The sequence below is a fragment of the Ammonicoccus luteus genome (assembly GCF_050880385.1).
Lineage (GTDB): Bacteria > Actinomycetota > Actinomycetes > Propionibacteriales > Propionibacteriaceae > Enemella.
The window spans coordinates 467,823-482,299 of the sequence record NZ_JBNZCI010000002.1 but is presented as its reverse complement, the minus strand read 5'-3'; the positions used below and the strand labels follow the sequence as shown (position 1 = coordinate 482,299).

The following is a 14,477-nucleotide window of genomic DNA, read 5'->3' as shown; positions in this document are numbered from 1 at the left end:
AACGCCCACCTGGGTCGCTGATCGGTGCGATCCTGATGAGTGGGCGCAACGACGTATCAGGACGCCGCGAGGACCAGCCGCCGGTGGGGGCCGCCCACTGGCTGACTTTGTCCATCCATTCCCCTTACAAGTTACCGATAAGTCGCTAAATTGTGCCTCGCGTGCAATGAAGCGCGAACGGAGGATCCAGAGGGCCCACTGCGTGACCCCGCGGACATGAGCAGTCGAGGTGTGCGGTGACTCGAGATATGCCTTGTGCGACGACTCGAAACGTCCGGTCTGCGGTGACGCGTGGTGCGCGGTGACACCGGGTGGACGGGGAAAGCAGTCCGGATTCCGGCGTCGGCGCTCGTCGGATCCGTGGTCGGACCAGCGATCGATCCGTGCGGAGCTGTTCAGCGACGAGCGTCTGATCGAGCACGGTGTCTCGCTCGCCGACAGCCAGGTCACGGTCAGCGGCACAGCACCGGACGTCTCCCTGCTCGATCGGCTGGCGGACGACAACAAGGTCCTGATCCGGTGCTATGAGTCCCTCGTCGGCGACCTCTCCGCGGGCCGCCCGATCACCCCTGCCGCCGAGTGGCTGGTCGACAACTTCCATCAGGTGGAGGAAGCGTTCCGGCAGGTCCGGATGGACCTCCCACCGGGCTATTTCCGCCAGCTGCCCAAGCTGGGCGAGGGCTTCCTGGAGGGGCATCCGCGGATTTTCGGGGTGATGTGGGGATACGTGGCCCACACCGACAGCCTCTTCGATCCCGACAGCCTGGCGGCCTATATCCGCGCCTATGAGTCCCGCAAGCCGCTCACGCTCGGTGAGCTGTGGGCCGTGGCGATCACCCTGCGGCTCCTGCTGCTGGAGAACCTGCGCCGCATCGCCCTGCAGGTCGTCGACGCGGCGTCCGCCCGGGCCCGCGCGGACGACCTCGCCGATCAGCTCCTCGGCACGGGCGGCCAGCAGCGGCTCACCCTCGCCCAAGCGCTGCCCAACGCCAACCGCGTCGAGATCACCCAGTCGTTCGCGGTGCAGTTGTTCCGGCGCCTCGCCCACACCGACCTCACCGAGGGTGTCGAATGGGTCACCGCAGGCCTGGCGGCGAGGAACACCGATCCCGACGCCGCGATCGAGGCCGAGCACGCCCGCCTCGCCCGTCAGGCCCTGACGATCCGCAACATCTTCACCTCCCTGCGCCTGGTCGCCGACGTCAACTGGGAGGACCGGCTCGAATCGGTGAGCGTCCTCGAGCAGGAGCTCCGCACCAACCCGGGCTATCCGGCCCTCGACTTCACGACCCGCAACACCTACCGCTCGGCCGTCGAGACCCTCGCGCGCGGCTCGGCCCACGAGGAGCTCGAGGTCGCCCGCGCCGCTCTCGCCTGGGCCCGGGAGGCCACCACCGACGTCGGGCAGGACCTCGGCTTCTGGCTCATCGACGACGGCCGCCGCGACTTCGCCAAGGCCCTCGGCTATCGGCGCCCGGCCCGCGAGTGGCTCATCGACACCGCCCGCGCGGCCGGACTGTCCGGCTATCTCGGCGCGCTCACCCTCACCACCGCGCTGTGCCTCGCCCTCGCCCTGCTCGGGATCGTCTGGGCCGCCAGCGGCTTCCGCGGCCTCGGCGCGCTCGGCACCCACCATCCCGCGCTCTGGATCGGGCTGGTGCTCCTGCTGTCGCTGCCGATCAGCAGCCTGGCCCTCGGCCTGATCAACTATCACTCCGCGAAGCTCTTCGCGGCCCGGCCGCTGCCGGCGTTGTCGCTCGACGCCGGCGTACCCCCCGAGTTCCGCACCCTCGTCGTCGTCCCCACCATGCTCACCTCACCCGACGGGGTCGACGAGCTCATCCGACAGCTCGAGGTGCACTATCTCGCCAACCTCCACGGGGAGCTCTATTTCGCCGCGCTCACCGACTGGGTCGACGCGGACACCCCGCTCCGCGACGGCGATGAGGAACTGCTGGACAGGGCGTTGTCGGGGGTACGCGAACTCAACGCCCGCTATGGCAACCGCTTCCTCCTGTTCCATCGCGAACGCCGCTGGAACTCCGCCGAGGGCGTGTGGATGGGCTGGGAGCGCAAACGGGGCAAGCTCGATGAGCTCAACCGCTATCTGCGCGGCGCGGGGGACACGAGCCACTCGGTCGTCGAAGGCCGCTTCCCGGGCCAATTCCGCTATGTCATCACGCTCGACGCCGACACCCTCCTCCCGAGAGATGCCGCCCGCCGCCTCGTCGCCAAGCTCGCCCATCCGCTGAACCGGGCACACTTCGACGAGCGCACCCGCCACGTCATCCGCGGCTATTCGATCCTGCAGCCGCGGGTCACCCCGTCCCTCCCGCTCACGGAGGACACCTCGCCGTTCCAGGAGGTCTATTCCACCCAACGTGGCCTCGACCCCTATGCGTTCGCGGTCTCCGACGTCTATCAGGACCTGTTCGGCGAGGGCTCCTTCGCGGGCAAAGGCATCTATGACATCGATGCCTTCATGGTCGCCCTCGAGGACCGGATTCCCGAGAACTCCCTGCTCTCCCACGACCTGCTCGAGGGCAACTTCTCGCGTTCGGGCTTGGTGACGGATGTGGAGGTGGTGGAGGAATACCCGACCGCCTATGAGGTCGCCGCCGCCCGCAACCACCGCTGGCTGCGCGGCGACTGGCAGTTGCTGCCGTGGCTGCTCGGCGCCCGCGGCAAGGGCCTCACCGGCTTGGGCCGGTGGAAAATGCTCGACAACCTGCGCCGGTCGATCGTGCCCATCTTCACCGTCGCCGGCACCCTGCTCGCTGCCGCGTTCCTGCCCTGGCCCGCGCTGCTCGCGTGGATGGTCGTCCTCCTGCTCATCCACCTCGTCCCGCCGACCCTGCCCCTGTGGCGCCGGCTCCTGCTCAACCGCAAGGGCATCACCCGCGCCAGCCAGGCCCGCGCGCTCGCCGAGGACACTCGCATCGCGCTCGCGCTGACGGCGCTCAACATCACCCTCATCGCCCACGAGGCCCAGCAGAGCCTCGACGCGATCCTGCGCACGCTCGGCCGGCTCGTCTCGCGCCGCAAGCTCCTCGAGTGGACCACCGCGGCCGCCCTGCAGAAGAGCGCGAAGGGCACGCTCGGGCGCTACTACGGGCTCATGGGGGCCAGCCTCGTCGCCCCCGTCGCGCTGCTGATCCTCGCCCTCCTCCGCAGCCCCCTCAACCTCGCCGTCGCCGCGCCGCTCGCCCTCGCCTGGCTGATCGCACCGGCGGTCATGTGGCGGGTCAGCCGGCACTACGACCGGATCGAGGTGCAGGCGAGTGCGGCCGATCGTGCGTACCTCCGTCTCGTCGCCCGCCGCACCTGGCACTTCTTCGCGACCTTCGTGACCGCCGAGGAGAACCATCTTCCGCCCGACAACTTCCAGGAGGTCCCCGAACCGAAGGTCGCGCACCGCACGTCGCCGACCAACATCGGCCTCTATCTGCTCACCACCGTCTCCGCCCGTGACTTCGGCTGGATCGGCCTCGCCGACGCGGTCGACCGGCTCCAGGCGACCTGCCAGTCGATGGCGAACCTGGAGCACCATCAGGGGCACCTCTACAACTGGTACGACACCCGCACCTGCGCCCCCCTCAATCCCCGCTATGTCTCCAGCGTCGACAGCGGCAACCTCATCGGCCACCTGATCGCGCTCGCTCAGACCTGCCAGGAATGGCTCGCCGACCCCGGGCTCGACCGTCCGCCGCTCGCCGGGCTGGGCGACGGCCTGAAGCTGGTCCGCGAGGCGCTCGAGAAGGTGCCGCGTGAGCGGGCGGAGTTGGCGTACGCAGAGCTGGCGCGCGCCGAGGCGATGCTCGCGGGTGCGACCGGGGAACTCGACGAGGCGACGGCGACCACCGCGCAGGAGGCGACCCGGAGCGCGGCCCTGCGTACCGCCCCCGAAGTCCCCGAGTTGCTCGCCGACCTGGCCGCGCCGCTGAAGGCGCTAGCCTGGGCGACCGCAGAGTTGCCCGGGGAGGCCAAGGTGTGGGCAGCCGCGACCTGCGACACCCTCGCATCGCTCCAGCGCGACACCCGGGTCGACCGCGAGGAGCTCACCCGCCTGATCTGCCACATCGAGGACCTCGCCCGCCGGGAGATCCTCATGGCCGACTTCCGGCTGCTGCTCGACCCGCGCCGCCAGCTGCTGTCCGTCGGCCTCCGCGCCGACACCGGCAAGCTCGACGAGAGCTGCTATGACCTGCTCGCCTCCGAATGCCGGCTCGCCAGCTATATCGCGGTCTCCAAGGGCAACATCCGCACGAAGCACTGGTTCCGGCTCGGGCGTTCGGTGACCGCGGTCGGCGGCGGCGCGGCGCTGTTGTCGTGGTCGGGGTCGATGTTCGAATACCTCATGCCGCCCCTCGTCATGCGCGCCCCCGCCACCGGTCTGCTGAACCGGACGGCGCAGTTGGTGGTGCGGCGTCAGATGCAGTACGCAGAGGAGCGCGGGGTGCCGTGGGGCATCTCGGAGTCCGGCTTCAATGCGCGGGATCCGGAGATGAACTATCAGTACTCGCCCTTCGGCGTCCCCGGCCTCGGCATCGTCCGCGGTCTCGCCGACAACCTCGTCGTCGCCCCCTATGCGACCGGTCTGGCCTCGATGGTCGAGCCGGACAAGTCGGTGGAGAACTATCGCCGCTTGACGCAGCTCGGGGCACGGGGGACCTATGGCTTCTATGAGGCCATCGACTTCACCGCCGAGCGGCTGCCGCGGGATGCGGAGCACGTGATCGTCCAGAACTATATGGCGCACCACCAGGGCATGACCGTCGTGGCGATCCACAACGTCGTGCTCGACGGGCTGATGCGGGACCGGTTCCACGCCGAGCCGATGATCGCCGCCAGCGAGATGCTTCTGCAGGAGCGGCAGCCGCGCGACGTCCCGGTCACCCACGCGCGCCGCGAGGAACTGCGTGCGACCCATGCGGTGCGGGCGGTGGAGGCTGCGGAGGAGCGTACGCTCAGCGGCTCGGCCGCCCTCAACCCCGCCGTCCACCTCATGTCCAACGGCGGTCTCAGCCTGCTGCTGACACCGGCCGGCGGCAGCCAGCTGCGCTGGCGCGGGGTCGCGATCAACCGCTGGCACCCGGACCTGACCAGCGACCAGACCGGCGCGTACTGCTATCTCCGCGACCGCCACACCGGCGACGTCTGGTCGACCGCGGCGTTGCCCGTGGTGGACGACGACCCGTATGCCGTGCAGTTCGCCGAGGACCGCGCCGAGTTCATCCGGCGCCACGGCGACCTCACGACGTCCTATGTGCACCACCTGTCGCCCGAGGCTGATGTCGTCGCGCGGCGGCTCACCATCACCAACCGGGGGGAGGGGTTGCGGCGGTTGCGGGTGTCGTCGTACGCCGAACTCGTCCTCGCCGCTGTCCGCGACGACGACGCCCACCCGGCGTTCTCGAAGCTCTTCGTGCACACCGAATATCTGCCGGAACTGGGCGTCCTGCTCGCGACCCGGCGCCGGCGCTCGTCGAGCGACCCGGAGATCTGGGTCGCGCACTTCGCCAAGCCCGCGCCCTTCGCGGGGCAGAAACTGCGAGTGGAGACCGACCGCGAGGCGTTTCTCGGCCGCAACGGGCGGTTGACCGCGCCCGAGGGCCTGGCCGAATCGGAGGGCGCCGACGCGGGCGGCAACACCGGGTATGTCCTCGACCCCATCATGTCCCTCAGCCAGGACGTCGACGTGCCCGCGAACGGGCGGGCGGTGATCACGTTCTGGACCGCGGTCGCCGCGACCCGCGACGAGGTGCTGCGGCTGGTGGACCAGCACCTGTCGCCCGGGGCCTATGACCGGGTCGAGGCGCTGCGCTGGACCCATTCCCAGATCATGCTGCGCCATCTCAACGTCACGTCGCGCGAGGCGGCCCGGTTCCAGGAACTCGCCGGACACGTGCTCTATCCGCTGGCGCAGTTGCGGTCGAGCGTGGAGGAGCTCGCCGATGCCCGGTCGCAGTCGGCGCTGTGGTCGCTGGGCATTTCCGGCGACCTGCCGATGCTCGTCGTGCGCATCGACGACGAGCGCGACCTCGGTGTGGCGGAGGAGGCGGTGAAGGCGTTCGAGTATTGGCGCACGAAGCGCTTCCCCGTCGACGTCGTCCTCCTCAATGAGCGCTCGTCGTCCTATGTGCAGGAGCTGCACCACGCCCTGGAGCGGATCGCCGCGGGCATCCGGCCGCGCACCGGCGCGCCCGACTCGAACGGCCGGGTCTTCGTCGTGCAGCGCGACCAGGCGAACCCCGACGCGGTCGCGGCCATGCTCGCCAGCGCCGCGGTCGTGCTCGTCGCCCGGCGCGGAAACCTCGCCCACAACCTGCCGACGCTCGATCCGGCCCGCGTGCCCCGCGGTGAGTTGCCGGCGGGGTCGCGTACCCCCGTGGTCGCGCGGACCGACGAGGACCAGCTGCTGCACTTCAACGGGCACGGCGGGTTCAGTGCGGATGGGCGGGAATACGTGGTCGTCCTCGATCCCGGCGAATCCACCCCCGGACCGTGGACGAACGTCGTCGCCAACGACGAGTTCGGGTTCCACGCGACGGCGGAGGGATCCGGGTATACGTGGTGGCGCAACAGCCGCGACAACCAGCTCACCCCGTGGCCGAACGATCCCGTGCGGACGCCGGTCAGCGAGGTCTGTTATGTCCGCGACGACGAAACCGGTCAGGTCGCCTGCCCGACCGCGTCACCGGTCCACGGCGCCGGCCGCCACGTCGTCCGGCACGGCTTCGGCTATTCGCGGTTCACCCACGACATGGGTGGGCTCGAGCTGGACCAGACCGTGTTCGTCGCCGGCGAGGACCCGGTGAAGATGTCGTTGCTGACGCTCACCAACACCGGTGAGCAGGTGCGTCGGGTGACGGTGACCGCGTACGCTGAACCCGTCCTCGGCATGAACCGCGCCGCGATGTCCCGCCACATCATCACCGAGCACGACCCGCAGACAGGCGCGCTGCTCGCGCGAAACCCGTGGGTGACGCAATATCCGGGCACGATGTTCCTCGACCTCGCGGGCGCGCAGGACTCCGTGACCGGTGACCGCCAGGAGTTCGTCGGGTTGCACGGATCCCTGGCGGCGCCCGCGGCGATGTTCACGAGCGACCCGCTGTCCGGCCGGACGGGCGCGGGTCTGGATCCGTGCCTGGCGGCCCGGCGTACGCTCACCCTCCAGCCCGGTCAGAGTGCCGACCTGGTCGTGACGCTCGGTGCGGCCCCGGACGCGAACGGCTGCCGCCGGCTGATCGAGAAGGCCCGGGGACTCGACCCGCGGGCCGTGCTGGCCGGTGTCGTGGAGCACTGGGAGGAGCAGCTCGGGCAGGTGCAGGTGAAGACGCCGGACAGCACCTTCGACGTCATGATGAACGGCTGGCTGCTCTATCAGACGCTGGCCTGCCGCATGCTCGCGCGGTCGGGGTTCTATCAGGCGTCCGGTGCCTATGGGTTCCGCGATCAGCTGCAGGACTCGATGGCGGCGGTCCTCGTGCAGCCCGAGCTGTCCCGCGAGCACGTGCTGCGCGCGGCGGGCCGGCAATTCCCGGAGGGCGACGTGCAGCACTGGTGGCTGCCGGCGAGCGGTCAGGGCGTGCGGACGCGGATCACCGATGACGTGGTGTGGCTGTCGCATGCGGTCGCGCGCTATGTGCGGGTCACGGGGGACTATGGCGTGCTCGACGAGCAGGTGCCGTTCCTGGCCGGCGACGAGCTGACGGAGGACGAGCACGAGAAGTTCTTCCAGCCCGAGACCTCCGCCGAGACCGCGACGCTGTGGGAGCACTGCCGGCGCGGACTCGAGCTGTGCTTCGCCAAGACCGGACGCCACGGGCTGCCCCTGATCGGAGGAGGCGACTGGAATGACGGCATGAACCGCGTCGGCATCGGCGGCGACGGCGAGAGCGTCTGGCTCGGCTGGTTCCTGCACACGACGCTGTCCGAGGTGATCGGGCTGGCCGAACAGCGGGGCGACGCGGGCCTGGTCGATCGGTGCCGCGAACAGCAGAAGCGGGTCCTCGCGGCGCTGGAGGACAGCGGCTGGGACGGCGGTTGGTATCGCCGTGGCTATTTCGACGACGGCACCCCCCTGGGGTCGGCGAGCTCGACCGAGTGCCGGATCGACGGAATCGCCCAGAGCTGGGCGGTGCTGTCCGGGGCCTGCCGGCCCGAGCGCGGGGCACGGGCGCTGGCGGAGGTGGAGAACCAGCTGGTGATGCCGGAGGCCGGCGTCGTGCGGCTGTTCACGCCGCCGTTCGATGTGTCCGAACCGGACCCGGGCTATATCCGGGCCTATCCGCCGGGGGTGCGGGAGAACGGTGGGCAGTACACCCACGGCGCGATCTGGACGATCTTCGCCTATGCCGCCCGCGGTGACGCCGACGCCGCCGCCCGGATGTTCGGGTTGATCAACCCGGTCAACCACGCGCTGAATGCCGAGCGGGCGGCGCAATATCGGGTCGAGCCCTATGTGGTGTGCGCGGACGTCTATTCGGTCGAGCCGCATGTGGGCCGGGGTGGGTGGACTTGGTATACGGGATCCTCCGGCTGGCTCTATCGCGCGGGACTCGAGGCCATTCTCGGGATTCGGCGCGAAGGCGATCACCTGGTCCTGCGGCCGTGTTTCCCGGAGGCGTGGGAGGGCGTGAGCGTGTCCTATCGGTTCGGCACCGCTGACTATCAGCTCACGTTCGGGCGGTGCGCCGACCGGCCGGACGACGAACCGCCGCGGGTCGTGCTCGACGGGCAGCCGGTGATCCAGTGCGTGGTGGGGACGACATCGCCGCGCGCTGGCGCGCTCGTGTCCGGGCCCGGTGACCTCCGCGTGCCGCTGGTCGATGACGGGCAGTCGCACACGGTGGTGGTCACTCGCTGAGGCCCATTTCCCGGGGGGTCTGCCTCCGGCCGCCCGGGTCTCGACCGCCGAAACGAGGAAACTGAACAGTCGATCCGAATTCTTCGGCGTGTCGCGGCCGATTTTCGGATCGACTGTTCAGTTTTTCGCACTCTGCGCAATCGCTAGGGTGACGGGGTGACCTTCTATCCCGAGCGTTGGGAACCCGTCGAGGGGTTCGACTTCAGCGATATCACGTATCACCGCGCCAAGGACGTCCCCGCCGTCCGCATCGCGTTCGATCGGCCGGAGGTGCGCAACGCATTCCGGCCGCACACGGTGGATGAGCTCTATGACGCGCTCGATCACGCACGCATGAGTCCCGACGTCGGCTGCGTCCTGCTCACCGGCAACGGCCCGGCCCCGAAGGACGGGGTGTGGTCGTTCTGCTCCGGCGGCGACCAGCGGATCCGGGGGCGCTCGGGCTATCAATACGCGCAGGCCGACGACAAGGGCCGCCCCGCGTTGGGGGAGACCGCCGACACCCTGGACCAGGCGCGCGCCGGGCGCCTGCACATCCTCGAGGTCCAGCGGCTCATCCGGTTCATGCCGAAGGTCGTCATCGCTCTGGTGAACGGTTGGGCCGCCGGTGGCGGACACTCCCTGCACGTCGTGTCGGACCTTTCCCTCGCCAGCCAGGAGCACGCCAAGTTCAAGCAGACCGACGCCGACGTCGGATCCTTCGACGCGGGCTATGGGTCGGCCTATCTCGCGCGTCAGGTGGGGCAGAAGTTCGCCCGGGAGATCTTCTTCCTCGGTGACGAATATTCGGCCGAGGACGCCTATCGCATGGGCATGGTCAACAAGGTCGTGCCGCACGACGAGTTGGAGAACGTCGCCCTGGACTGGGCCGCGAAGATCTGCGGCAAGTCCCCGACGGCGCAGCGGATGCTGAAGTTCGCGTTCAACGCGATCGACGACGGGCTCGTCGGCCAGCAGGTGTTCGCGGGGGAGACGACGCGGTTGGCCTATATGACCGACGAAGCCGTTGAGGGCCGCGACTCGTTCCTGGAGAAGCGCAGGCCGGACTGGTCGAAGTTCCCGTACTACTTCTGACGGGGACGGTGTCGGGTGGTCGATCTCGCCGGGCTGAAGGAGGCGACGCTCCTCGCCGACGCGGACGGGCGTGTTCGCGACGCGCAGCGCGCCGCGGAGCGGCTGGTGCTGGCTGCCACCAACAGCGGTGACCTCCGCGACCACGTGGACTCCCTGCTGATTCTCGCGTGGATCCTGCGCCATACCCGGGACGCGCGTCAGTTGCGTCGGGCCCGGGATGCGGCGCGCGTCGCTGTGGGTCTGACGGGCACGCCGGGTCTGCAGACCGGGACGAAGCTCTCCGCGCACGCGGAACTGGAGTTCGCCGAATGCCTCGTGGAGAGCGGACGGCTGGGCTCGGGGATCCGGGCCGCTCTGCGATGGCGCACCGACGACGACGCCAACATCGCCGGCTGGGCCTGGACCGTCCTGGGGAAAGCGCGGTTCGCCCAGGGCCGGACCCCTGAGGCGATCGGTGCCTTGTCGAACGCGGCGGCGGAATTCCAGCGGGCACCCGGCGTGCGCAGGGTCTATGGCAGCCGGGTCGTGCTGGCGCGGGCCCTCACGAAGTCGGGCGAGTTGCGGCATGGCGCGGAGCTGCTGGAGGCCGACTTGGACTATTGGTCCGCGCTCGGCACCCCGCCGCGGCTGCGGATCCTGCATCACCTCGCGCTGGTGGAGAACCGGCGGCTGCGCGGTGACATCGCCGAGGCGCACGAGCTCCTGCGCAGTGTGCAGGCCCTGCTCAAGTCCCGGGCGGAACTCGAGGATCTCTGGATCAGGTTCCACCAGCACGCGGCGTTCTGCGCGCTCGAGTGGCGCCAGCGCGAGGAAGCGCGGAAACACTTCCGGCTGGCCGAGCAGGCCCGGGCGACATTGAGCGAGGACGGGCCGGACAGGCCCGCCGTGGGGGTCGTGCCGGCACTGTCACCGGTCCAACGGCTCGGGGCGGCGCACTCCGTCGTGGACCGGCGCCTGCATGACGAGCTCGCGCTTGCCGCGGACGAGTTGGCCGATGGGCTGGGCGATGCCTTGGACGCCGTGGCGCCCGGGCAGACGCACATCAACGCAGTCGAGCTGCTGGTGCGGGAGGCCGAGCGCTCGGTGTGGCCACGGTCCGGGCCGGCACCCAGGCCACTCCAACCCGGGGTCGTGCAGGAGCTGATCGCTTTGCTGGACGACCTCACGGCGGACCCGGAGGATCGGCGGCGCGAGGCCGTCCTGCTGGTGCGCGCGGGGGAGGTGCTCGCCGCGGGTGCCGAGCCGAACGTCGCGGCGGAGCGCCTGCTGCGGCGGGCGCTGGTGCGGCTGGCCCGGCTGGCCGGGACCGAGTTGGTGGAGGCCCGGGCGAGTTCGGCGCTGGCGCGGGTGCTCCGGGCCGATGGTCGGCCGGAAGACGGTTTGGCGCATGCACTGCGAGCCGTCCGAACGCTTGACGCGGAGCGGTTCGAAATGGGCCACGAGAGGGTCCGTGCGCGCTGGCGCAAGGCGCAGGGACCGGCGTACGAACTCGCCATCGAGCTCGCCCAACAGTGCGACCGGCCGGAGATCGCGGCCGATCTGATCATCGCGTCCCGCGCCGCGGGCGTCGTGAGTGCGTCGGGCGAACGGCTGGTGCCGGTGCCGCAGTTGCACTACATCGACGGGTCGGTGTCGTCGCTGACCGGACCGGGTGACTGCTTCTTCCTGTGACGCTCGCGGGGTGCGGTCATGGTGAGTGCGGCTCCCCAGACCAGCGGCGAGGTGCCCAGGGACGGCTCGTCTCGCCAGCGCCGCAGCTGCCTGCGCTGCCATGCGCACAGTGCGCTCACCGGGTCCGCGGCCGTCTGCGCCTCGTCGAAGGCCAGCGCCATCGGCAACAGCACCGGGCCCGGCACGCCCTGGAGAGCGAACGCCCGATCGGTGGGCAACGTCCACAGCGTGGCGTGCACCGTGTCGGCACCGTTGTGGAGGAGCGCCGTGGCGAGTCCGAACGGTTCATAGTCGGTCAGATCGGCACCCGAGGCACAGGCGAGGACGGCGACCCGGGGTGGCATCGGCCAGCGATCGGGGTCCGCGATCAGTTCCTGCGCGGTGAGCGGGTCCGGGGTCCACCGATCGACATCGGACAGGACGAGCCCCGCGGTGGCTGCGGGGCCGGAGCGCACGCAGTGCCCGACGAACAACAACCGGGACGCGCCGGCCCGCAACTCGGCGGACATATCCGCCGCGCCGAACGATTCCCCGACGATCTTCCGGCCGGCCGCACGGGTCCCCAACACCGACCGGTCCGCTTCGGTCAATACCCGGCCGAGGCGCTGGTCGGGGTCGATCACGTGCAGCGAAGTGGCTCCGTCAACAGGAGCGGGCGGCGCCGCGTCCACCACGTCCCGCGGCAGCACGGGCGCGATCCACGAGATGTCCGCGACGTCCAGGAGGCGCCGCTCGGCGTCGAGGGGCAGCAGACCCCACGGGACGGCGGCAGCCAACGGTGTGGGGGCGACGCGGATGTGCAGGGGCGTGCCGGACTCCGTGCCCGCGAGGATCTCCGCCCTGAGTCGCGGCGGCAGCAGGACGTCGGCCAGCGCAGCCATGAGCTCCGCTTCTCGTTCCGGATTCGTCAGCTCACCGTCGAGGCTCAGGCCCTGCGGTCCGGTGGGCAGCGCGTCACGGAAACGGTTGCTGATCGATTCGAGGCCCCGCACCTCGGCCACCCCGAGGCCGCCGTCCGCCCAGCGCCACGTGATCCAGTTGCCCGCGATGCCGTCGCCGACAATCTGCAGGATGCTTTGGCCACTCATGCGCCATCACCCCGATTCCCCGAGTCCCGACTGCGATAGTTAGCCTGCCAGACCATCTGAGGAGACTCGCCATGGCAGACCCGTCCACGAGCACCGTCCCCGACCCGATGCACGTGATCGCGAGTGGCGACGATGCCACCGTCGTCAACGACTTCGAGGCATGGCGCAGCCAGCACCCGGACGAGCCGGTCATCCTCGTGTTCGGGGAACCGGAGCTGGCGGCGATCTTCCGGGACACACCCCAGGTGGCGGCCTCGGTCGCCTGGCTGCCCGCGGTGGCACGCCGGGTCGCGGCCGAGTTGCCGCCACGACCCCGCTCCACGGTCGCCCCGTCGCCGATCGTCATCGGTGACGGGAGGATCGCGCGGCACCTCGTGGCGGCGATGGTCGAGGGCTGGGCCGATCCCGGGCAGCCGTTGGAGGTCCACTGTGTCGGGACCGATCCCGCGTGGGCGCAGGAGGCGGAGATCGTCGTCGGGCCGCAGGGGCGGCTCACCTGGTCGCAGTTGCCGCTGCGTCCGGTGCCCGTGGTCCGCCGGATTCGCGAACTCGTGCGGGCCTGGCAGGCGCCGGCGCGGAGGAAGGGCGACCCGGTGGGGCCGACGGTGCTGATCGCGCTCGAGGCGGCCGATGTGGCGATGAGTCTCGGCGTTGCCATCGGCGCGGACGTGCCCGACGCGCGGGTCGGCGTACTCCTGGAGCACGCCGCACCCTGGCCCCCCGTGCCGGGGACCGACGTGTTCGATCTCGGGTCGCTGCGGCGTGCCGTGGCGCGAGGGTCCGGCGACCCGGTGCTGGAGGAGTTGTTCGCCGAGGTCGCGTGGGTGAGCGCACCCAGCTCGCTGGTCACGCGGCCGGAGGTGCCGATCTTCGCGGAGGCGGCGTACGCCGACGGCGGTGCTCCGCTGCCCTTCGAGGAGCAGCCCGCCCCGCTGCAGGACCAACTGTCTGCGGTCGCCGCGGCTCTGCCGGAGATCCTGGCGGCGGGTGCATTGACGTACGCCGACCGCGCGCTGCGCGCCGAACCCGTCGTCCTGACCCCCAACGAGTTGCTCGCGATGGCGCGGGAGATCCTGCGCGCCCTGCGGGTCGAGGATGACCAGGGTGCGCGGCAGACGGCGATCGAGCTGGCCTATCTGCTGCCCGGCATCGTCGCTCGGGCCGGCCGGCCGCTGCAGCGGCCGGAGGACTATCGGGCGCTGTTGACCTTCGGTGACGTCGAGCGGCTGGCCCCCTTGGTGCACCTGGCCTATCAGGACGTCAGCGCGGAGACGGACAACGCGACGGGCTCCCCGCTCGCGGGGGCGCTGTGGGATCAGCTGACGGAGTTCGAACGCGCCGGCAACCGTGCGGTGCTGGTCGGTGCTGCAGTCTGCCACGCGGTGCTGGGGCTGACCTGGCAACCGGCTGCCGCGGAGGCCGGGCAGTTGGTGCTCGACGTTGAGCGCAACGAAAGGCTCGCGGAACTGGAGCACCGCCGCTGGGCGATCCATCAGCGCCGCAACGGGGCCGAGGACCATCAATGGATGAAGCCGTGGAACGGACCCGAGGGCGAAGCGGTGACCGAGGGCGCGAAGGAATACGACCGCCATATTGTCCGCCAGATCCTGCGGTTCGTGCAGGACGTCGGGATCGAGGTCGTCCAGCTCTGACCGCCGCCCCCCACCAGCCCTGACGGGCCGGACCTGCCGAGCGTCCACCACGGAATCCCACCCTCCACGCCGAGCCACCCGAACCACCGACTCCCCTCCGGCACGCGATCCGGAAGTGGA

At 70.4% G+C, this 14,477-nt stretch carries 5 protein-coding genes; 4 read left to right on the top strand and 1 reads right to left on the bottom strand.

Going from position 1 to position 14,477, the window contains the following annotated elements; genetic code table 11:
* Nucleotides 1-301 precede the first annotated feature (301 nt).
* The 3 genes from ACQ260_RS07560 (at nucleotide 302) to ACQ260_RS07550 (ending at nucleotide 11,617) form a co-directional block, all read left to right on the top strand.
* Nucleotides 302-8,872, top strand: coding sequence for a glycoside hydrolase family 94 protein (locus ACQ260_RS07560; RefSeq protein ID WP_432558805.1), 8,571 nt, complete (start codon nucleotides 302-304; stop codon nucleotides 8,870-8,872).
* A gap of 156 nt (nucleotides 8,873-9,028) precedes the next feature.
* The gene (locus ACQ260_RS07555; RefSeq protein ID WP_432558804.1) at nucleotides 9,029-9,946 is read left to right on the top strand and encodes a 1,4-dihydroxy-2-naphthoyl-CoA synthase; all 918 of its coding nucleotides are present in this window, start codon (nucleotides 9,029-9,031) and stop codon (nucleotides 9,944-9,946) included.
* A 15-nt stretch (nucleotides 9,947-9,961) separates the two neighbouring features.
* Nucleotides 9,962-11,617: a hypothetical protein gene (locus ACQ260_RS07550; protein WP_432558803.1), complete on the top strand. Its 1,656-nt coding sequence runs from the start codon at nucleotides 9,962-9,964 to the stop codon at nucleotides 11,615-11,617.
* On the opposite strand, the gene ACQ260_RS07545 is transcribed toward ACQ260_RS07550, so the two are convergent.
* The gene (locus ACQ260_RS07545) at nucleotides 11,560-12,705 is read right to left on the bottom strand and encodes a CHAT domain-containing protein (RefSeq protein ID WP_432558802.1); all 1,146 of its coding nucleotides are present in this window, start codon (nucleotides 12,703-12,705) and stop codon (nucleotides 11,560-11,562) included. The two genes, ACQ260_RS07550 and ACQ260_RS07545, sit on opposite strands and share 58 nt — an antisense overlap.
* A 71-nt stretch (nucleotides 12,706-12,776) precedes the next feature.
* Here ACQ260_RS07545 and ACQ260_RS07540 point away from each other — a divergent pair, with 71 nt between their 5' ends.
* Complete coding sequence (locus ACQ260_RS07540) at nucleotides 12,777-14,357, top strand: hypothetical protein (protein ID WP_432558801.1); 1,581 nt, start codon at nucleotides 12,777-12,779, stop codon at nucleotides 14,355-14,357.
* The last annotated feature ends 120 nt before the right edge of the window (nucleotides 14,358-14,477 follow it).

Coding starts and splice junctions, on each gene's coding strand:
- ACQ260_RS07545 (WP_432558802.1), bottom strand. CDS start 12,705: ATGAGTGGCCAAAGCATCCTGCAGATTGTCGGCGACGGCATCGCGGGC.
- ACQ260_RS07540 (WP_432558801.1), top strand. CDS start 12,777: ATGGCAGACCCGTCCACGAGCACCGTCCCCGACCCGATGCACGTGATC.